Source organism: Helicobacter himalayensis (genome assembly GCF_001602095.1).
Taxonomy (GTDB): Bacteria; Campylobacterota; Campylobacteria; order Campylobacterales; family Helicobacteraceae; genus Helicobacter_F; species Helicobacter_F himalayensis.
In genome coordinates this window covers 1,231,449-1,250,920 of record NZ_CP014991.1, presented here as the reverse complement: position 1 = coordinate 1,250,920, position 19,472 = coordinate 1,231,449, and the positions used below count along the sequence as shown (strand labels likewise).

General features: G+C 41.4%; 17 protein-coding genes. 15 read left to right on the top strand and 2 right to left on the bottom strand.

Annotated features, from left to right (window positions below):
• Positions 1 to 79: 79 nt before the first annotated feature.
• Positions 80 to 2,236 (bottom strand): TonB-dependent receptor domain-containing protein, encoded by a 2,157-nt coding sequence (locus tag A3217_RS06065; protein ID WP_066388919.1) that lies wholly within the window; start codon positions 2,234 to 2,236, stop codon positions 80 to 82.
• A gap of 434 nt (positions 2,237 to 2,670) precedes the next feature.
• Here A3217_RS06065 and A3217_RS06060 point away from each other — a divergent pair, with 434 nt between their 5' ends.
• The 15 genes from A3217_RS06060 to A3217_RS05990 all read left to right on the top strand — a co-directional run bounded on the left by A3217_RS06060 (position 2,671) and on the right by A3217_RS05990 (position 18,954).
• Positions 2,671 to 3,075 (top strand): NAD(P)H-quinone oxidoreductase subunit 3, encoded by a 405-nt coding sequence (locus A3217_RS06060; RefSeq protein WP_066388918.1) that lies wholly within the window; start codon positions 2,671 to 2,673, stop codon positions 3,073 to 3,075.
• Positions 3,057 to 3,563, top strand: a complete 507-nt coding sequence (locus A3217_RS06055) for a NuoB/complex I 20 kDa subunit family protein (protein WP_066388917.1) — start codon at positions 3,057 to 3,059, stop codon at positions 3,561 to 3,563. Before A3217_RS06060 ends, A3217_RS06055 begins: the two co-directional genes overlap by 19 nt.
• A gap of 27 nt (positions 3,564 to 3,590) precedes the next feature.
• Positions 3,591 to 4,397 (top strand): NADH-quinone oxidoreductase subunit C, encoded by an 807-nt coding sequence (locus A3217_RS06050; RefSeq protein WP_066388915.1) that lies wholly within the window; start codon positions 3,591 to 3,593, stop codon positions 4,395 to 4,397.
• Between the two features lie 2 nt (positions 4,398 to 4,399).
• A complete protein-coding gene (gene nuoD, locus A3217_RS06045) occupies positions 4,400 to 5,629 on the top strand; it encodes an NADH dehydrogenase (quinone) subunit D (protein WP_066388914.1) in 1,230 nt (409 codons plus the stop codon).
• A 10-nt stretch (positions 5,630 to 5,639) separates the two neighbouring features.
• Positions 5,640 to 5,912 (top strand): NADH-ubiquinone oxidoreductase subunit E family protein, encoded by a 273-nt coding sequence (locus A3217_RS06040; RefSeq protein ID WP_066388913.1) that lies wholly within the window; start codon positions 5,640 to 5,642, stop codon positions 5,910 to 5,912.
• A complete protein-coding gene (locus tag A3217_RS06035) occupies positions 5,909 to 6,706 on the top strand; it encodes a hypothetical protein (protein WP_066388912.1) in 798 nt (265 codons plus the stop codon). The genes A3217_RS06040 and A3217_RS06035 overlap by 4 nt, the downstream gene beginning before the upstream one ends.
• 8 nt (positions 6,707 to 6,714) lie before the next feature.
• On the top strand, positions 6,715 to 9,120 hold the full coding sequence (locus A3217_RS06030; RefSeq protein WP_066388911.1) for an NADH-quinone oxidoreductase subunit G: 2,406 nt from the start codon (positions 6,715 to 6,717) through the stop codon (positions 9,118 to 9,120).
• Positions 9,117 to 10,103: an NADH-quinone oxidoreductase subunit NuoH gene (gene nuoH / locus A3217_RS06025; protein ID WP_066388910.1), complete on the top strand. Its 987-nt coding sequence runs from the start codon at positions 9,117 to 9,119 to the stop codon at positions 10,101 to 10,103. The genes A3217_RS06030 and nuoH overlap by 4 nt, the downstream gene beginning before the upstream one ends.
• Positions 10,104 to 10,111: 8 nt before the next feature.
• On the top strand, positions 10,112 to 10,762 hold the full coding sequence (gene nuoI / locus A3217_RS06020) for an NADH-quinone oxidoreductase subunit NuoI (RefSeq protein WP_066388909.1): 651 nt from the start codon (positions 10,112 to 10,114) through the stop codon (positions 10,760 to 10,762).
• Positions 10,755 to 11,318: an NADH-quinone oxidoreductase subunit J gene (locus A3217_RS06015; RefSeq protein ID WP_066388907.1), complete on the top strand. Its 564-nt coding sequence runs from the start codon at positions 10,755 to 10,757 to the stop codon at positions 11,316 to 11,318. Before nuoI ends, A3217_RS06015 begins: the two co-directional genes overlap by 8 nt.
• A gap of 3 nt (positions 11,319 to 11,321) precedes the next feature.
• Entirely contained in the window at positions 11,322 to 11,627 is a 306-nt protein-coding gene (gene nuoK, locus A3217_RS06010) for an NADH-quinone oxidoreductase subunit NuoK (RefSeq protein ID WP_066388905.1), read from the top strand.
• Between the two features lie 74 nt (positions 11,628 to 11,701).
• Positions 11,702 to 13,585 (top strand): NADH-quinone oxidoreductase subunit L, encoded by a 1,884-nt coding sequence (nuoL, locus tag A3217_RS06005; protein WP_066389759.1) that lies wholly within the window; start codon positions 11,702 to 11,704, stop codon positions 13,583 to 13,585.
• Complete coding sequence (locus tag A3217_RS06000) at positions 13,585 to 15,084, top strand: NADH-quinone oxidoreductase subunit M (protein WP_066388903.1); 1,500 nt, start codon at positions 13,585 to 13,587, stop codon at positions 15,082 to 15,084. The genes nuoL and A3217_RS06000 overlap by 1 nt, the downstream gene beginning before the upstream one ends.
• Positions 15,085 to 16,572 (top strand): NADH-quinone oxidoreductase subunit N, encoded by a 1,488-nt coding sequence (locus A3217_RS05995; RefSeq protein WP_066388902.1) that lies wholly within the window; start codon positions 15,085 to 15,087, stop codon positions 16,570 to 16,572. It abuts the gene before it with no gap.
• A gap of 30 nt (positions 16,573 to 16,602) precedes the next feature.
• On the top strand, positions 16,603 to 18,954 hold the full coding sequence (locus A3217_RS05990; protein ID WP_066388901.1) for a DUF7494 domain-containing protein: 2,352 nt from the start codon (positions 16,603 to 16,605) through the stop codon (positions 18,952 to 18,954).
• A gap of 11 nt (positions 18,955 to 18,965) precedes the next feature.
• Here the strand turns inward: A3217_RS05990 and A3217_RS05985 are convergent, their stop codons facing one another.
• Positions 18,966 to 19,430, bottom strand: coding sequence for a tRNA (cytidine(34)-2'-O)-methyltransferase (locus A3217_RS05985; RefSeq protein ID WP_066388897.1), 465 nt, complete (start codon positions 19,428 to 19,430; stop codon positions 18,966 to 18,968).
• Between the last annotated feature and the right edge of the window lie 42 nt (positions 19,431 to 19,472).

Below are 19,472 nucleotides of genomic sequence, written 5' to 3'. Positions count from 1 at the left end.
AAAGGCTTAAAAGTGATGATTTAAGCTAACCATAAATGGCATTATGGTTAGCAAACTAGACTTTAAGTCTAGATTCTATTTAAAAATCAAGTGCAATAGTAAGCCAATATCTGCGTCCTTCTTGTATCACAGGACCATAATAATTCACACTTGAAATGTTCGAGTTGTTCATGTAAGTCCTAAAATCTGCAAAATTTGTATTAAGCAAATTGTAGATTCCTCCATTTAAGCGGATATTTTTTGTGAGCTTATAAGAAAGTCCGAGATTAAGGATTGTGGAGGGTTTGTAGTAGATTCCACCAAAAAGGTTTCGCAAACTTTGTGCTGTTGCATCATTGCCAATCGCGCTAGTATTGACAATGCCTTGTTTGAACTGCGCCTGCAAATACGCGCCAAAATCTTTATAAGAATAACTTAGTTTGCCTATAACGCTATTTTTTGCGGTGGTTGTAAGTGGATTGCCCTTATTTGCGCCTGAAGTGATTTCAGAATCTATATAAGTATAGCTTACATCAAAGCCCACGCCATAGAGTGGCTTTATCCCAAAGGTTGCTTCAATCCCTTGAGAATATGCAGAATCTGCGTTGTAGGCAAGTCTGCAATTGTTGTTTGTTCCTCCATAGGTGTTGCAAGTTTGGCTAAAATTTGCTTGCCCATTTGTCTTAGCAACACTTCTAGATTCTATTTTGTCTTTGAAGTTTGAGCGGAAAAGCGTGAAAGAAAAATCAAAGAAATCCCCATCATACACTGTGCCAATTTCATAGCTTATCGAGCTTTCTGCTTTTAGGTCTGGATTCCCTAAAAATGCGAGTGTGCCTTGAGAACCATAGCCATAGACCGCGTCAATAAGTTGGTTCGCATAAGGTGCTTTATAGCCTGTGGCGACTCCTCCTTTAATACTCCAATTATCCATTATTTCATATACTAAATACGCGCGCGGACTGATATTTGAGCCAAATTTATCATTATAATTGTAGCGCGCGCCAAAAGTGAAGCTAAGTGGTGAGAAAATCCTCCACTCATCTTCTGCAAAAAGCGCAAAGGTATTGCGATAATGTCTTGCAGGAGTTGCGGCTAAGTCATGATAGCTTTCATTGCGGTATTCTACGCCAAGATTTAAAAGATTGCTATCTCCTAATGGCAAGAGCATACGAGAATCAAAAATAATATCATTTGAAGCAATATTGCGATTTTTGCCTAGATTTGGCGAATCGGTTTTTCCAGCGACAAGGCGTCCAGTGTTTTGCGTATTGAAATATTGCAAGCTTGTTTTCCATGTCCCAAAGTCATACTCACCCTTATGCACAAGCGCGCCCATAAACTTATTCATTCCCACCCAAGGTTCATATCCACCTCTACCACTTGTATCAACGTTAAGTGTGCCGATTTGTCCTGTTTGATTGTCGTAAGTGGATTTTGTATAGTCAATATCTGCATAGATTTGATTTTTTTCATTTGGTAGATAGGAAAGGCGCGCACCGACATTGTAGGAAACATATTGTGTGCCAAAAAAGCTATTTACAGGTTGCCCTCTATCATTAGTTGGTCGTTCGCTTGCTTCGCGTGTGATTTGACGCGCTCTAATAGTAAGCCCTAGTTTTTCTGCTAATGGACCTGTGATATAAAGTGAGTTTTGATAACTATTCCCAAAAGTCTTAGATTCAGGGACGATAACTTGGCTTTGCACGCTTCCGCTCCATTCTTTAGAAATGGGTTTTGTGATAACATTTACTACCCCGCCAATCGCATCACTCCCATACAGAGTGCTCATAGGACCTCGAATAACCTCAATGCGTTCAATCGCGCTCAAAGGTGGCAAAAATGAGTTATACACGCCCACGCCAAGATTTGCAGTAGCGACATCACCGCTAGGATTTTGCCTCAAGCCATCAATTAGGAAAAGTGTGTAGCCAGCGGGCATACCACGAATGCTGATGGCACTTTGCCCAAGCTTATTGCTTGTACCTTCCAAGCTTACCCCCGGCACTTCTTTGAGTGCCTCGCCTAAATCACGATAAGGCTTAGATTCTAATTCCTCTTTGCCAATAATCGTAACGCTTGCTGGCGCATCAACGACATTCTTTTCACTTCCAGAAGCTGCGGTAACTACTGCTTTTTGTAAGCGCACAGTTTGCTTGATTTTATCAGATTCTGAGTATTGATTTTCTTCAGCAATAAGTGGTGAAAGCAGGAGGCTTAGCCCTATTGCAAGAATTGCATTTTTATTTTGCGGCATTTTTGTTCCTTTATAAATTAAGTTAGTAATGATTATTAAAAATAATCGAACAGAAGTTTAGTTTTTGTTTTTTTAGTTTTTTCTTAAATTCCAACTAAAAATGCAATTTTTATGAAGCAAATGATGAATTTCATTGGAATCTTATTAAATTATGAAATAATTTTTTGCTTCAACTTCCCTAAAATGCGAAAGAAAATCAAAATTATAAAGATAATGTAAAAATGTTACTTTTGGTGAAATCACCAAACAAGATGGGGATTTTTTCATATTTTTTGTTATTTTCTTGGATTTTTTGGCACATTTTACTTAAGATATTTTGTTTGTGTGATTTTTTGGAATCTAAACCTATTCTAATTCTTTGAGGGTTATAATTGCACTTTTTTTTGTGCGCACGATGTTTTGTGGGTGCAAATTCATTTAATAAGGCTTGTGAAATGACTCATTCAACCTTTGCTTATCCATATCTTGGGGTGTTGCTGTTACTGATTGTAGCTGTTGTGGCGTTTAGCGGGACGTTGTATTTACAGAGGATTATTTCGCGCGCACTTGCTAAAAAAGACAGGGAAAAGCTCAAGCTTTCCCCTTATGAAAGTGGTGTGTTACCAAATATGCAGAAAAACACAATTTCAGCGCATTTTTTTCTCCTCGCGCTGTTGTTTATTTTGTTTGATATTGAAGTGATTTTTATGATTCCGTGGGCGATTGATTTTAAGCTGTTTAAATCTTTAGGGCTTGGGGGATTTATCGCGTTTGAAATGCTAAGCTTTGTCGCATTGCTTGTGCTTGGCTTTGTATATGCGTGGAAAAAAGGAGCGCTCAAATGGCAGAACACAAAATAAATTATTTGCAAAATAGTGGCTTACCACTTGTGCTCACCACGGTGGATAAGATTCTCAATTGGGGGCGGAGCAACTCGTTGTGGGGTATGACTTATGGTTTGGCGTGCTGTGCGATTGAGATGATGGCAGCAGGTGGTGCGAGATATGATTTGGATAGATTTGGGACGATTTTTCGCGCCTCACCGCGGCAGAGTGATTTGATGATTATCGCAGGCACGGTTACTAAAAAGCACGCGGAATTTGTGCGCCGACTTTATGACCAAATGCCAGAACCTAGGTGGGTTATTTCTATGGGGAGCTGTGCGAACACCGGCGGTATGTTTAATACCTATGCAACCGTGCAGGGAGTGGATAGGATTATCCCCGTAGATATTTACCTGCCCGGCTGTGCGCCGCGTCCAGAGACATTGCAATATGCCGTTTTGCTTTTGCAGCAATATATCCGCTCAAAGCCAGCCTACGCGCGCAAAGTCTCACGCATAGTGTGAGAATCCAAACAAAAAGAGGAAAAGGCGATGATAAAAAACAACTTTGATTCTCAAAACAAGCAAAAAAGCGCGTATTACACCAACCGCTTTGATGTCGCTCAAAGCTTGCCACACGAGGAATTGCGCCAAAAGGAATTGCTAAAAGAGCTAGGTGGGCTTGTAAAAGATTCTTATAATGAAGCGGGGCTTGATACTTTGTGGGTGGATTCCCAAGATATTTTAGAGCTTTTTACGCGGTTAAAAAATCTTGGCTTTGAAGTGCTTACAGAAATGAGTGCTATCGACTTTTTGGCTTCACGTGGGGAGTTTGAGCTATTTTATCTTACATTGCGTTATGAAAATAATGGGCGTAAAATCTCACGCTTGAAAATTAAAACAACGCTTAAAAGTGGTGCAAGCATAGATTCGCTTTTTAACCTATATCGTAGCGCAGATTGGGCGGAACGCGAGTGCTATGATATGTTTGGGATTGTTTTTAATGGACATAAGGATTTGCGTAGAATCTTAATGCCAGAGGATTGGGTGGGTTACCCATTGCAAAAATCCTATCCGCTCAAAGGCGATGAAAATGCCGCGTGGTATGAAGTGGATAGAATCTTTGGCAGGCAATATCGCGAGATTATCGGGGCAGAACAGAGAGATAGCGCGCGCATTGATAGGGGCGATACGCTCAATTTCGAGCAAATTGGCTTAGAATCTAGCGCGCAAGGCATTCAAACAATAAGCGATTTGCAAAATGAGAATCTACATAGATTCCCATATCAAGAATCTTCCCGCCCGCTATTTTTGAAAAATTTCTCTAAGACACCAAAACATTTGGATAAAAGGCGTTAAATATGGCTCAAGTTTATACACGGCTTAATCCCAGCTTTGAGAATATCTTTTTTGAAAGGGAAGATTCTCAACTTATTGTCAATTTTGGTCCCCAGCACCCCAGCGCGCACGGGCAATTGCGCCTTATTTTAGAGCTTGATAATGAGCGCGTAGTAAAAGCCACGCCTGATATTGGTTATTTACATAGGGGCGTGGAGAAGCTTGCGGAAAATATGATTTATAATGAATTTATGCCCACAACTGATAGGCTTGATTATATCGCAGCAGTGAATAATAACTACGCCTTTGCACTTAGTGTAGAGAGGCTCATTGGCGTTGAAGTGCCACTGCGTGCGGAGGCTATACGCATAATTTTGCTTGAGCTTTCACGCATTATCTCGCATATCTTTTTTATCGGCGTGCATGGAATGGATGTTGGCGCACTTTCTATCTTTTTGTATGCGTTTAAAGAGCGTGAATATGGGCTTGATTTGATGGAGGATTATTGCGGTGCGAGACTTACGCATAATGCGATGAGAATCGGCGGTGTGCCACTTGATTTGCCAAAAGATTTTATTCCTAAAATGTTGCATTTTCTAGATTCTATGCCAAAGACAATTGAGCTTATCGAGGGCTTGCTTGATAATAACAGAATCTGGCGCGCGAGGTTGGAGAATGTCGGCGTGATTGATGAAAATCTTGTGAAAGCTTGGGGTTTAAGTGGCATTGTGGCGCGCGGAAGCGGCGTAGAAGTGGATATTAGGAAAAGTGAGCCTTATGGGATTTATGATAAGCTAGATTTTCGTGTGCCGATGGCAGATTCTAAGGATTGCTACGCGCGCTATCGTCTTTATATGGAAGAAATTAGAGAATCTGCAAAGCTCATAAGAGGGGCAATTGAAATTTATAAATCAAGCAAAGCAACCATAATGGCGCAAGATGCGCGCTATATTTCCGCCCCAAAAGAAGATATTATGAGTAAAAATTACTCGCTTATGCAGCATTTTGTGCTTATCACGCAAGGTATGCGCCCACCTATTGGCGAAGTTTATGTCCCCACAGAATCTCCACGTGGTGAGCTTGGCTTTTTTATCAACTCTCAAGGTGCGCCTTATCCGTATAGGTTGAAAGTGCGCGCTCCGTGTTTTTATCACACGGGAGTTTTGCAGGATTTGCTTGTGGGGCATTATTTGGCTGATGTGGTGACGATTATTGGGAGTTTGAATATGATTTTTGGCGAAGTAGATAGATAGGGGAGATAAAATGAAGCGATTTGATTTGCGCCATTTGCATAATGACTTTTTACCGCGCTTGCAAGAGTTGCTTGCCCAAAGCGAGATTGGCGAGGTGAGCTTTTTCCTCTTTGAAGTAGATGTGTTTGAAAACACGCACAAAGCAAGTCTAAGCGCGCAGGAGTGTGGTGCGCAGATTCTAAACTCAATCCGTTTTAATGAAAGGGATTGGACTTTGATTGTGCGAAAGGTGCAAAATGTAAGCTTAATACAAAATGCGCAATCCTGTGAGGTGGTAAAATGAATAACTTTCTTTCATTGATTGCGCAAAATGCTAATGTTATGCCACTAGATAATTTTAGCCGTGAAAAATATACGCGCGCTCTTAGCTTTGGACTTTTCGCACCGCTTGCAAGTGAGATTCTCAAAGAAGATGGCATTGTGTTGCACCCACTTTTTTGCAATATGCAAAATTTTCGCTATGAGATAGGCACGGAATACGGTGTGAGCGCGCTCTTATGTGTGGCGCTTTTAGCGCAAGACCTTTTGCCTGTTGCATTTAGGAATCTTGATATTGGTTATTTGGCGAGTGAAAGCAACATTGCCGAGGAGGAAATCGAGTTTTTAAACCGCTATGCAGATAGTGATGATACGCCTCTTGCGATTTTGCTTGGGCGCGATTTGTATTTGCACGCACAGAGTGAGTTTATCGCGCATTTGCTAGGGTTTATTGCTAAAAAGCGCAAGGTGGTGTTTTATATGCAGGATTTAAGCAAAGAATTTAGTGCAAATACGCTTTCTAGCGAGCTTTTGCTTGATTTTAACGCGTTATATTCTCTCCCAGAAAACAATGGCGCATTTGTGTATCTTAGCACTGATATTTTTGAAGCGGACAAACTCTACGCCCCGCGCAGTTTTAGTATGATGTATAAAATCCAAAATAACAATAAAATCAATTTGTGCCTAGAGGACGCAAAAGATACAAAGCTAAAAATTATTTTTAAAGAAAATCTTAAAGGCACAATCGCCCTGCTTGGCACACCCCAGCTTTTGGGCTATCCGTATAAAAAGATTCTCTCACTTACCAAACTAACATAAGGCGCACAATGCAAGAGCAAACAACACAAAAGCTTAGAATCCACATTGACGGCAAGGAGATTACCTGCGCTGAGAATGAGACAATTCTGCAAGTATCACGTCGTGAGGGGATTGAGATTCCAGCGATTTGCTATGTGAGTAAATGCTCACCAACGCTTGCCTGTAAGCTTTGTATGGTGGAAGTTGATGGCAAGCGCGCGTATGCCTGCTCGGCAAAGGTGAAAGAGGGTATGCAGATTCTCACTCACACCGATGAAATCAATAATGAGCGCAGGGCGATTTTGCAAGCTTATGATGTCAATCACCCCTTGCAATGCGGTGTGTGCGATAAAAGTGGCGAGTGTGAGTTGCAAAACTACACGCTTAAATTTGATATCCGCGCGCAAGAGTTTTTTCTAGCAGATTCCCCAAAAGCGCGTGATTCTTGGGCAAAAGTGGCGTATGACCCAAATCTTTGCATTATGTGTGAGCGTTGCGTAACCACCTGCAAGGATAATCTAGGCGAGGCAAATTTAAAAGCGCAAAAGGCGGATTTCACCCCGCTAGATAGCGCGCTGTGGAAAGAGAGAATGCCAAAAGATGCGCTTAGCGTGTGGAATCGCAAGCAAAAAGGCGTGATTGGCTTTGTGGGTCAAACGCCTTGCTATGATTGCGCTGAATGCGCGAGTGTGTGTCCGGTGGGCGCGCTTATTGTGAGTGATTTTAAATACAGCGCGAATGCGTGGGAACTTCGCAAAACCTATACAACTTGCACGCATTGCGCTATGGGCTGTCTTATCATCGCGGAGTCACGACATCATAATTTAAAAGGCACGCAAAAAATCTATCGCATTAGCAATGACTTTGAGTTTGAGCCAATATGCGGGAGTGGGCGCTTTGCAAATGATGAGCAAAGCCATAAAAAAGGCGATATAAAAGATGCCTTGCAAGCCTTCAAAAACGCACAAGGCGTGATTGTTGGCGATACTTGTAGTAATGAAGAGTTAGCAATTTTGCATATTTTACAAAAGCATTTTCGCTTGAAGCTTTATAACAAAAGCGCGCAGGACTTTGGTGCGTTTTTAAGGGTTTTACAAACAAATGGTGCAAAGCTTGCGAATTTGCAATCCTTAGAAAATGCTAGCTGTGCGTTAAGTATCGGTGTGAGACTAGAATCTAGCGCGCCCACTTTGCGCTATAAAATTAACAAATTGATAAAATTTAATAAAGGTTTTGCGTTTGCCTCTTTCCACCCGATAAAATCAAAGATTTTGACGCGCTTGCATAGAAATGTGTTGGTTGAGACTTACACGCCAAATGCACTCTTAGAGACTTTGGAGCAAATTGCAGCGCGATTAAAGCAAAGTGCGGAAGTTGAGCCAAATGAAGCGAGCTTTTTTAATAAGAATCTTTTTGAAAACACGCGCTTTATTAAAGGTGTGATTTTGGTCGGGGAAGAATCGTATAAGGACGCAAATGCGCAAGAAATCGCACAGAATCTAAGTGCGCTAAGCAAGGAATTTGGCTTTGAAATTCTCTGTATTCCGCCTTTTGGCAATGCGCTTGGTATGCTTGGAATCTTGCATTTAGATGACTGCGAGGAAATCACACCACAAAGCGCGCTTGTTGGCGTGCGTGCGCGCAGTTTGCAGGGTGTGAGCGCGCAGTATGTGCTAGATTCTAACACTTTAGATTCTGATATTTTAGATTCTGGTGCTATTGCAGAATCTGCATCAAAAGGCTTTGCAAAGAGTGCTTTTGACGCGCCAGATTTTGCCCTGCCAGCGCACACACAGATTGAAGGAAGTGTGATTAATCTTTCTTTCAATCTTTTGCCATTGCGCCCGAGTCTGCCTTATGATGGTTTTGATTTGAGTGATATTGCGTATGCGCTAGATTCCCAAAATAGCGCGTTTTTGAGCGATTACACACCATATTTAAAAGAGCTTAATGCGGGCTTTGTAAATGTTGGTAATTTGCAGGATTTACCAAATTATTACAGGAATGACGGAAGCCCCGCGCGCGGGATACATTTAGAAAAGGAATTTTTAAATGTCTTAAAAATTTCACATCTGCATTTTAGCACCCGCACACAAATTACAGAATCCACAAACGCGCTTTTGTGCCACTCGCCCTCGCATTTTAATGAAATCACCGCACGTGCAAGCAAAAATTTGCAAAATAAAGTTGGCGTTTATATATCAAAAGAATTTGCAGATGCTCACAATATAGAATCTGGCGCGCCTTTAACTTTGAAAGATTCTCAAGGTGCTACAATTAGCGCAAATGCGTATATTGACTATGATTTAGAAGGGGAATTTTTTGTTATTTCACCACTGCTAGAAAATGCGCTTGAGATTTTCAAAGGAAGCTTATATGTGCATTTGGAGTGTGAATTGAGAAAATCTAACCCCGATTCTAAAGGAAATGTATGAGTTATTTTATTATTGAAACATTTATTAAAATCCTCATTGTGCTATTAATTTTTTCAGCACTTGCGGGCTTTGGGACTTATTTAGAGCGTAAGATTTTAGGTTTTTTTCAATGTCGTTTGGGACCGCATTATGTCGGACCTTTTGGGCTTTTGCAAGTGGTGGCTGATGGGATTAAGCTTTTTGCAAAAGAGGATATTATTCCGCTAAAAGCAAATCGCCTTATTTTTATGATAGCCCCGATAATTGCTGCGGTGAGCGCATTTGTGGCAATGGCGGCGATTCCATTTTTCCCAGAATTTGAGCTTTTTGGAATGACTATCCGCCCAATTATCGCGGATATTAATGTGGGAATCTTATTTGTGCTAAGTGCGAGTGCGTGCGGGATTTATGCACCTATTTTAGCAGGGCTTAGCTCGCATAGCAAATACGCGTTATTAGGCGGTGCGCGCGCGGCATTGCAGTTTCTTAGCTTTGAGATGATTATGGGACTTAGCTTGCTCGCACCGCTTATGCTTGTAGGCTCGCTTTCACTCATTGATATTAACGCTTATCAAGGAAGCTTTAGTCAATGGCTTGTTTTTAAGCAACCGCTTGCTTTTGTGCTTTTTGCCTGTGCGGCATTTATCGAGCTTAACCGCACGCCTTTTGATTTGCTCGAACACGAAGCAGAGATTGTAGCAGGCTACTGCACGGAATACAGCGGACTTAAATGGGGTATGTTTTTTATCGGTGAGTATGCGAGTATGATTGCGATGTGCTTTGTGTTTGCGCTTATCTTTTTTGGTGGATTCAATGATTTGGGCTTTATCCCCGGAGGCATTGCGATACTTTTAAAAGTGGTATTTTTCATCTTTCTATTTATGTGGGTGAGGGCGACGTTCCCACATATGCGCCCAGACCAACTTTTTAAGGCGTGTTGGAAAGTGATGCTTCCTTTGGCATTGCTAAATATCCTAATCACAGGCATTGTGCTACTTCTCTAAAGGCAGGAATGATGAAAAAAGAATATTTTTATATTGATTACAACCCGAAGTTGCCACAAAGCTTTTTGGCACGCGTTTTTCGCGCAGTGAAAATCACTTTTGGGCTTGATTTGTTAAAAGGACTTATGCTTACCTTAAAGCAATTTTTTGGCAAAAAAGTAACGATTCAATATCCTTTAGAGATTATGCCAACCTCGCCCCGCTATCGTGCTGTGCATAGATTGCAAAGATTGCTAGAATCTGAAAATGAACGTTGTATTGGCTGTGGATTGTGTGAAAAAATTTGCACGAGCAATTGCATACGCATACTTACAAATATTGATGAGAATGGGCGCAAAGGCATTATAGATTACAGCATAAATCTTGGTCGTTGCATTTATTGCGGACTTTGCGCGGAGGTGTGCCCAGAGCTCGCTATTGTGCATACAGAGCGGACAGAAAACGCCTCATTTGCGCGCGCGCATTATAACGTGAAAGAATACCTGTTAGAATCTAGCGCACCAAAGCAAGAGTATGAGGGCTATGGAAGCGTGAGCGTGGATTGCGATGAGTGCTTAGGCTTTACGCCACTTGTGGAAAATACGACTTTTCCTCCCGCAGAATCTGCACAAACCCCGCAAAGTGAGCCACAACCAACACAAGGAGAATCTTATGTTTGAAGCTATCGTTTTTTATCTCTTTGGTGCGCTTGTGTGTGCGATGTTTTTTATCGCGGTGAGAAGCGCAAATGTGCTTTATGCACTAAGTGCGCTGGCTTGCGGTATGGTGGCTTTAAGCGCGTTTTTCTTTTTAATGCACGCGGAGTTTTTGGGTGTGGTGCAGATTATCGTGTATAGTGGTGCTGTGGTGGCGCTATATGCCTTTGGTATGATGTTTTTTAACCTTTCTAAAAATTTGAAAGAATCTAAAGGTATTTTTGCTGGGATTTTAAGCCTTGCTTTTGTGGTGCTTTTAAGCGCGCTTGTTGGGTGTCTGGATTCTGAAAATGCGTTTATATTTGAAAATGCGCGCGGTATGGAACTGCAAGAAGCACAAAGTGGGCTTAATAATATCCAAATCTTTGGCTATCTTATTTTTACAAAATATCTCATCGCCTTTGAAGTGGCTGCAGTGTTGCTTTTGGTGGCGATGGTGATAGGCATTGTGCTCATTATGAAAGAGACTAAAAAATCTAGCGATACAGAATCTGCGCGCGTAGATTCCCAAAAGGAGTAGGCAATGACAATCACCTTGCAACATTATCTTGTTTTGAGCACGATTCTCTTTTGTATCGGGCTGTATGGGCTTATGCGACGCAGGAATATTTTAATGCTGTTTTTTGCCACAGAGATTATGCTAAATGCTGGGAATCTTGCGCTTGTGAGCGTGGGCTATTATTTAGGTGATATGAGCGGGCAGATTTTTGCCTTTTTTGTCATCGCAATTGCCGCAGCAGAGGTGGCTGTGGGCTTAGGATTAGTGGTTGCGTGGTGGAAAAAATACAAAAGCCTTGAGTTAGATTCTCTAAACACGCTAAAAGGATAAATATGCTGTATGAAATTATAGGAGGAGCGCCACGAGAGCCGCTTTGGAATGTGATGAGTCTTTTTTATGGTGATATGAGCAGAAATGATGTAAGCGGACTTCTTGGGCTTTTCGTGTTATTTGCGCCTTTAGCTGGGGCGCTGTGGGCTGGGGTTTTTAGCTTGCAAAAAAGAAGGCTTATAAGCGCGCTTGTGCCTTGCGTGTTGCTTGCATTAAGCTTGCTTGCCTGCATATTTTTAGCACTTAATCTCCCTTATTTTTTGTCTAATGAATTTAGGTTTGCGCTTTTTGATTGGATTGTGGCGGGGGATTTTTGGAGTAGGCTTGATTTTGCGATTAATCCGTTAAGTCTTGCTATGATGGGCGTTGTGAGCTTTGTCTCACTTTGCGTGCATATATATGCTATCGGCTATATGTGGGAGGATAGGGGCTTTAATCGCTTTTTTGCATTTTTAAGCGCGTTTGTATTTTGTATGCTGTTTTTGGTGATGAGTGATAATCTTTTGGGGCTTTTTATCGGCTGGGAAGGCGTGGGGCTGTGCTCGTATTTGCTTATTGGCTTTTATTATGAGCGCAAAAGTGCGAATTTCGCCTCTATTGAAGCCTTTGTGATGAATAGAATCGCGGATTTAGCAATGCTACTTGGAATCTTCCTCATCGCAATGGAGTTTCATTCTGTAAGCTATTATGATATTTTTGAAACCTTGCGATATGGGGAAGTTGATGAGGGGATTCTCACTTGGATTTGTGCGCTGCTTTTTGTCGGTGCGATGGGCAAAAGTGCGCAGTTCCCATTGCATACTTGGCTAGCTGATGCGATGGAGGGACCTACGCCTGTTTCAGCGCTAATCCACGCTGCGACGATGGTGACTGCTGGCGTGTATTTGCTTTTGCGTTTAAGTGGCTTGTATGAAAGCATTATAGAAGTGAATAGTTTTATTGCGTTGCTTGGGGCATTTGTGGCGTTATTTGCCGCAAGTATGGCGCTAGTAAATAAGGACTTAAAGCGCATTATCGCGTATTCTACGCTTTCTCAACTTGGTTATATGTTCGTAGCTTGCGGACTTGGAGCGTATGCGTTAGCGCTTTTTCACCTTTGTGCGCACGCATTTTTCAAAGCCTTGCTCTTTTTGGGCGCGGGAAATGTTATGCACGCGGCAAATGATGAGCTTAATATCACCAAAATGGGTGGTTTTAGCAAAAAGCTAAAGATTACCGCCACATTTATGACAATTGCCTCTCTCGCGCTTTGTGGAATCTACCCCTTTGCGGGTTATTTTTCAAAAGATTTGATTTTAGAATCCGCTTTCTACACGCAACATTATGGGCTTTGGCTTATGCTTTTGCTTGGCGCATTTTGCACGGCGTTTTATAGCTTTAGATTGCTTATGCTTGTCTTTTTTGCACCGAGCACACATCATTTTCATTTGCACGAAGCCCCGCGCTTTATGCTGCTTGCAATGCTTCCGCTTGGAATTTTAGCAGTGGTTGCAGGATTTTTTGAGGGCTGGTTTATGGGTTTTGTGGATTCTATGTTTCCGCAATTTTTGCAAGATTCCAAAAACGCCCCGCTAAATCACGCAAGCCTTATCGCACTAACTCTTAGCATAAGCGCGCTTGGGATTATTCTTGCCATTTTTATGTATAAAAATGGCGCTAAGATTCACACGAACTTTTTACACAAAATCTTGGAAAATCAATACTATATCCCTAAGCTTTACGAAGTGTGTATCATCAAGCCCTACGCGAAACTAAGCGCATTTTTGTGGGAAAAAGTCGAGCTAAAAGTGATTGATTTTATCGTGGATTTTATAGCTAAAGGCTTGCAAAAAATGGGCTTTAATCAAAAACCTCTGCAAAGTGGGAATCTTAGTCAAAGTATGTGTCTTATGGTGTTTGGCGCACTTTGCTTGTTTGCTTTGATGGCATTTGGCTACTTTGTTGCAAAAGGATTGTAATGGAGCATTTACTTAGCTTTCTTATCTTTTTTCCCGCACTTTGCGCGATTGCGTGTGTCTTTTTGAACGATACAAAAGCGCGCCTTTTTGGGCTTGTTGCAAGTGGCTTGGAGCTTGTGGCGTGCATTGTCTTGTATGTGAAGTTTGAGACAAATTTTAGCGGCTATCCTTTTGTTGAAAAATTTGAGCTTATCCCCTCTCTTGGGATTTCATATTTTGTTGGCATTGATGGAATCTCGCTATTTTTGGTGCTTTTAAGTGCGCTTATTGGCTTTGTGGGGATTTTATTTTTGCGCAATGAATCGCGTTTGAAGCAATTTGTCATTTGTATCTTAAGCCTGCAAACTATTGTGATTGGGCTTTTTTGCGCGCTTGATATGATTTTATTTTACATTTTTTGGGAACTTTCCCTCGTGCCGATGCTTTATATTATCGGAGTTTGGGGGAGTGAAAAGAGAATCTACGCGTCAGTGAAATTCTTTCTTTACACCTTTGGTGCGTCTCTTATTATGCTTGTTGGAATTCTGTATTATGCTTATGAATTCCACGCACACAGCGGATTTTGGAGTTTTAGTCTTGTAGATTGGTATTTGCTTAATCTCAATGTAGATTCTCAAAAATGGCTTTTTTGGGCGTTTTTCATCGGTATCGCAGTCAAAGTGCCGATGTTTCCTTTCCACACTTGGCTGCCCTACGCGCACGGGCAAGCCCCGACAATTGGCTCTGTTATCCTTGCAAGCGTGCTTTTAAAAATGGGAACTTATGCCTTTGTAAGAATCTCACTCCCGCTTTTCCCTGTGGCGTGTATGGATTATGCAAATATCGTGGCGATTTTGTGCTTATGTATGATTATTTATGGCGCGATGTTAGCGTATGCGCAAAAGGATTTAAAGCAGGTTATTGCGTATAGTTCGATTTCGCATATGGGCGTGATTGTGCTAGGGACTTTCGCGCTTAATAGTGAGGGGATTTCTGGTTCGGTATTTTTTATGCTAGGACACGGGATTGTGAGTGCGGCGCTTTTTATGCTTGTGGGTATGCTTTATGAGCGTCGCCATACAAAGCTTATAAGCGAGTTTGGCGGATTGATGAATGTCACACCAAAAATAGGGATATTTTTTGCCATCGCGCTTGTTGCAAGTGTGGGGTTACCCTTAAGCATTGGCTTTGTTGGTGAGTTTTTAAGTCTTTATGGGTATTTTCAAGTAAGCCCACTTATTGCCTTTATCGCGGGTTTTAGTATTATTTTGGGCGCGGTGTATATGCTAAGTAGCTTTGGGAAGGTGTTTTTAGGTGCGCTAAAAAATGAAAAAAACAAGAATCTGTTAGATATGAATAAACGCGAATTTTTCAGCCTCCTGCCTTTAATCGTGCTTATCATCGCACTTGGAATCTACCCCAAGCCCATCTTAGAGCCCATTAGCAATGCGAGCAATATTTTGCTTGATGTGATGCACGCAAAGCTTGAGTCGCATAATGAATTTTTTATAGGAGAGTAAATGCTAGATTCTATATTTATGCCAGCATTGGCTTTTGAGCTGATTTTGCCCCCACTTTGCTCTCTTTTTGGCGCGCTTTTTGTGCTTATGCTTGGCGCATTTACGCATAATAAGCACCCAAAAATACTTGGATTTTTAAGCGCACTTAGTGTGATTATAAGCTGTGTTTTTTGCTTTTTTTTGAGAAATTACGATGGAGAAACCGGTTTTTTTGATATGGTGATATTTGATAGTTTTTCCTTCCTTGCGCAGTTTTTGATTTTATTAAGCGCGTTTGGATTTATCCTTTTATCTATTAGTCCAAAGTTACCTCAAAGCTACAAAAGCGGGGAATTTTACGCATTAATATTAAGTTGTGTGTTTGGTTTGCAAATCTTAGTAAGCTCAAGCCATTTAGTCTTAATTTTGCTAGGACTTGAAATCGCCTCGCTTTGCTCTTATGGGCTTATTGCCTTAGGCGGTTGCAGGGGGAATTTAGAGGGCGCAATCAAGTATTTTGTTTTTGGCGCATTTAGCACGGGATTTTTTGTTTTTGGTGTGGCATTTTTGTATTTAGATGCTGCAAGCCTAGATTTGCGTGAGATTTTTAGTATAGATTCTCTCTCGCTTCCTCTAGCCATTGGCTTTATTTGTATGTTTTGTGGTATTGGGGTGAAAATCTCAATGTTTCCATTCCACACTTGGACGCCTGATGCGTATGAGGGCGCAAATCCGCTTGTCGCGGGATTCTTGTCTATTGCGCCAAAGATTGGGGCATTTGTCCTTGCGTGGAGTGTATTTTCGCGTTTTCTCGTGCTTGAGCGCACCATAGCGCCACAAAATAGCTACATAAGCGCGATTATTTTCGTGCTTGTCGTGCTTTCTATGACTTTGCCAAATCTCTTAGCACTCACGCAAAAAGATGTCAAAAGAATGCTTGCGTATAGTTCTATCACGCACGCAAGCTTTTTGCTTGCAATGATTTTTGTCAATAGCGTTCAGGCATTGGAGGGATTCTTTTTGTATTGGTTTATGTTTGTGTTTGCGAATATTGGCGCATTTGGTATGCTGTGGATTTTGCGCTTGGATTCCCCAGATTGCACCTTGTCGCGCTTTGTTGGTTTAGGCAGGCGCGCACCAAAGCTTGCGTGTCTTTTTGCGCTTTTTTTGCTTACACTTATTGGAATCCCGCCTTTAAGCGTATTTTGGGGCAAAATGTATGTGATGCAAGCAGCCATTGATTCTGATTATGTATTTTTAGCACTTATTATGGCGTTAAATAGCGCGATTGCAGCGTATTATTATTTGCGTGTGATTGTGGCGATGTTTTTGCTATCAGATTCTAAATTGCTAGATTCTAATTCGCTAGATTCCCAACAAGAAGCACAAACAGCGGAATTTGACACAAGCTTTATGCCATTATTTGTGGTGAGCGTTTGCGCGATTTTTGTCGTTATTTCTTGCGTGTTGGCTCAAAAGTTGCTTAGCTTTTTGGAGATTTTTATTTAATTTTTGCTTAATTTTTAAGGTGCTAAGCTTATGAAACTATGCGGGTTGCTTGTGTTTTGGGTTTTATGCAGTGCGCTTTGCGCACTTGAAGTGAGCATTAACTATGGCAAAGAAAATTCCCAAAACTTCTCCGTGCTGAATCTCCAGCATAATGAACCTTTTGAGTGCCAAGAATTAAGTAACGCGCAAGGTGTGGTTATGCGCATTGTTTGCGTGATTAATAAACCTCCGCTTGCGAGCTTTTCACCCACTAACACGATTTTTTTTAAATTTTGGAATCGCGTGAATGAGGGCAAATTCTATTTTTATATCGAGCCAAATTTTTCTGCAAAACTTTTTAATACTTTCATTGATTTAAAAACCGATACACCAATCCCAAAAGAGCGCCCTAGGAAGTCAAAATCGTGGCAGATTGTGGGGTTTCAAGATACGATACCTTTCTTTTCGCGCGCACAAAGCAAGGGGCTTAATTTCCCAATTGCCATCACGCACGAGAGCGAAGATTTTGTAAGCGAGCTTGATGTCGATAGAGCACCGCTTATGTTTGAAGAAGGGCAGGATTTTTCTTATTATTTAAATGTGCAGGATTTGATGAGGAATGGGCTTTATGTCGAGGCGATAAAAACTATCGATGAGACGCTGTATGCGTTCCCAAAGAGTATTTTTGTCAAGGATTTATTGTTTTTTCGCTTGAAAGCATTGCAGATTTTGGATTCTGGAGATAATGCTGATAGCGTTATTGAAATGGGCTTAAAGTGGGTGAAGCGCTATCCTACTGATATTAATGTTCCTGAAGTGCTGTATTATATCGGAAATGCTTATATGCATATTCGCTTTAGCTCAGAGGCGAAGTATTTTTATGACAGACTTATTAGCGAGTATCCGCAGTCGCGCTTCGCGCCGTTGGCAAAAATGCAGATTGCTAAAGGTTATTATGGCGTTTCAGAATCTTCTGATGCAATGCGCTATTTTGCGCAAAGCTACCAAGAGGCAAAGGATTTAGATTCTGCGAGTGAAGTTGCGCTAGAGTGGAGTGATTTTTATTTGCAAACTGCCCAAAAAAACGAGGCAAAGGCACTCATTGATACGCTATTAAAAGCAAATCCTGCATATTTTGGGCAAAATGTTGATAAAAGCGTGGCTTTTGCCAATTTGCTAATGGAAAATGAAATGTGGGAAAGCGCGGCGCAAATTAGTGAAAATCTCCATAATGCGCTTGGTGATGAGCGTGCGAATCTCAAAGAGGATTTACTCAATAAGGCATCTTTAAGTTATCAAAATAGCGGTGATTTTGAAAAAGCACATATGATTAACACGCGCTTTTTGGAGGAATTTGCCCATCGTCCAAGAGCAGAGGAGATTAAAGAGCGCGATGATAAATTGCTTTTTGAAATCGGCGTAAATGACGCGCCAGAGGAAAAAATCAAGCGTTATGATTATCTTATACAAACATACCCAAATACAGAAACCGCGCAAAAAGCCCAAGAGCTCAAAAATCAGATTCTCTTTTCGCAAAAGCGTTTTAGTGAGATTTTGAGCACAGATACCACAAGCGCGCTCGCACAGCAAAGCTATATTGAGATTTTACACGCAGCCATTGAAAATAAAGATTGTCAAGCAATCGCGCGCAATTTTTCGCATTACACAAAAGAGGTTTTTGATAGCAGACAGCGTGCGCAGATTTTTGAATGTCTGTATTCTCTCTCGCTTAATAAGCAAGCCCAAGAGGTGATTGAAGGTTTGGCAAAAGAGGAAAATGATACGCGCAAAAGGCTTAATTTGCTCTATTTAGAATCACTCAACCTTGATAAACTCGCGCTTAGCAAGCCCGCTAGCATTGCCTCGCGTGATACGCTCACACTCGCGCAAAGCTTGAAAATGCAGGAATATTACGATATTGGCTTTGTGCTTTTTAGAAATCTTTTGCTTAATGCAAATGCTAACGAGGCGCGTGAAATAGCGACATTTTTGCATCAAAATTTGGGCGATGATATAAGAATGATTGATGTTGATTTGGAATTATTGAAATTTGCGCAGGATTCCAAAGATGAGACGACTTTGCAATTGTATGCAAATGATATTTTGCGCCTACAAAATTTGCATAACACCACGCAAGGCACGCCATATGTGGATTTTGCGCTTATACAAAGTTTTATGCGAGAAAGGGATTTTGCTCAATCTTTAAGGCTTTTAGATTCTCTGCTTGCAAAAGAGATTGCGCCAAATGCGCGCGCGCAGGCACTTTATCTAAAAGGTTCAGTGCTTAGAAGTCTTAATGATAATGCAAGCGCAAAGCAAAACTTTGAAGAGTGCAGGGTAATTCAAGGAGATTCTAAAACTTGGCAAAGCCTTTGCACGCAGGCGCTAGATTTAGTGCAGTAGGTTTTTAAGACTTAAAATTCTTTGTAGATTCCATTTTGACGCAGGGCTTCATAAGTCACCGCGCCAACGCAAGTAGCAAGATTTATACTGCGTGCAAGCGCACTCATAGGGAGCTTGTAGATTTGATTTTCAAAACGCGCAAGAATTTGAGAATCTAATCCCTTATCCTCTCTGCCAAAATATAAAAAGCACTCTTTTTGAAATTGCGCTTCGTAGTGGAGTTTGCGTGCTTTGGTGCTAAAGAAAAAATGCGCGTTATTTGGCGGGTAAGATTCCCAAAAAGAATCTAAATTTTCCCATTCATAGACTTTGAGATTCTGCCAATAATCTAGCCCGGCGCGTTTTAGCTCTTTTTGACTTGTGCTAAAACCAAGTGGCTTGATGAGGTGCAAGATGGAATTTGTCGCTACGCAAAGCCGCCCGATATTGCCGGTGTTTTGCGGGATTTGTGGTTCTACTAGGACAATATGTAGCATTGAAATTCCTTTTATCCAAAAATGGCGCGCGTAAAGCGTTGT

What these genes read in the sequence shown, in the direction of transcription:
- A3217_RS06065 (WP_066388919.1), bottom strand. Translation starts at nt 2,236, where the DNA reads ATGCCGCAAAATAAAAATGCAATTCTTGCAATAGGGCTAAGCCTCCTG.
- A3217_RS06060 (WP_066388918.1), top strand. Translation starts at nt 2,671, where the DNA reads ATGACTCATTCAACCTTTGCTTATCCATATCTTGGGGTGTTGCTGTTA.
- A3217_RS06055 (WP_066388917.1), top strand. Translation starts at nt 3,057, where the DNA reads ATGGCAGAACACAAAATAAATTATTTGCAAAATAGTGGCTTACCACTT.
- A3217_RS06050 (WP_066388915.1), top strand. Translation starts at nt 3,591, where the DNA reads ATGATAAAAAACAACTTTGATTCTCAAAACAAGCAAAAAAGCGCGTAT.
- nuoD (WP_066388914.1), top strand. Translation starts at nt 4,400, where the DNA reads ATGGCTCAAGTTTATACACGGCTTAATCCCAGCTTTGAGAATATCTTT.
- A3217_RS06040 (WP_066388913.1), top strand. Translation starts at nt 5,640, where the DNA reads ATGAAGCGATTTGATTTGCGCCATTTGCATAATGACTTTTTACCGCGC.
- A3217_RS06035 (WP_066388912.1), top strand. Translation starts at nt 5,909, where the DNA reads ATGAATAACTTTCTTTCATTGATTGCGCAAAATGCTAATGTTATGCCA.
- A3217_RS06030 (WP_066388911.1), top strand. Translation starts at nt 6,715, where the DNA reads ATGCAAGAGCAAACAACACAAAAGCTTAGAATCCACATTGACGGCAAG.
- nuoH (WP_066388910.1), top strand. Translation starts at nt 9,117, where the DNA reads ATGAGTTATTTTATTATTGAAACATTTATTAAAATCCTCATTGTGCTA.
- nuoI (WP_066388909.1), top strand. Translation starts at nt 10,112, where the DNA reads ATGATGAAAAAAGAATATTTTTATATTGATTACAACCCGAAGTTGCCA.
- A3217_RS06015 (WP_066388907.1), top strand. Translation starts at nt 10,755, where the DNA reads ATGTTTGAAGCTATCGTTTTTTATCTCTTTGGTGCGCTTGTGTGTGCG.
- nuoK (WP_066388905.1), top strand. Translation starts at nt 11,322, where the DNA reads ATGACAATCACCTTGCAACATTATCTTGTTTTGAGCACGATTCTCTTT.
- nuoL (WP_066389759.1), top strand. Translation starts at nt 11,702, where the DNA reads ATGAGCAGAAATGATGTAAGCGGACTTCTTGGGCTTTTCGTGTTATTT.
- A3217_RS06000 (WP_066388903.1), top strand. Translation starts at nt 13,585, where the DNA reads ATGGAGCATTTACTTAGCTTTCTTATCTTTTTTCCCGCACTTTGCGCG.
- A3217_RS05995 (WP_066388902.1), top strand. Translation starts at nt 15,085, where the DNA reads ATGCTAGATTCTATATTTATGCCAGCATTGGCTTTTGAGCTGATTTTG.
- A3217_RS05990 (WP_066388901.1), top strand. Translation starts at nt 16,603, where the DNA reads ATGAAACTATGCGGGTTGCTTGTGTTTTGGGTTTTATGCAGTGCGCTT.
- A3217_RS05985 (WP_066388897.1), bottom strand. Translation starts at nt 19,430, where the DNA reads ATGCTACATATTGTCCTAGTAGAACCACAAATCCCGCAAAACACCGGC.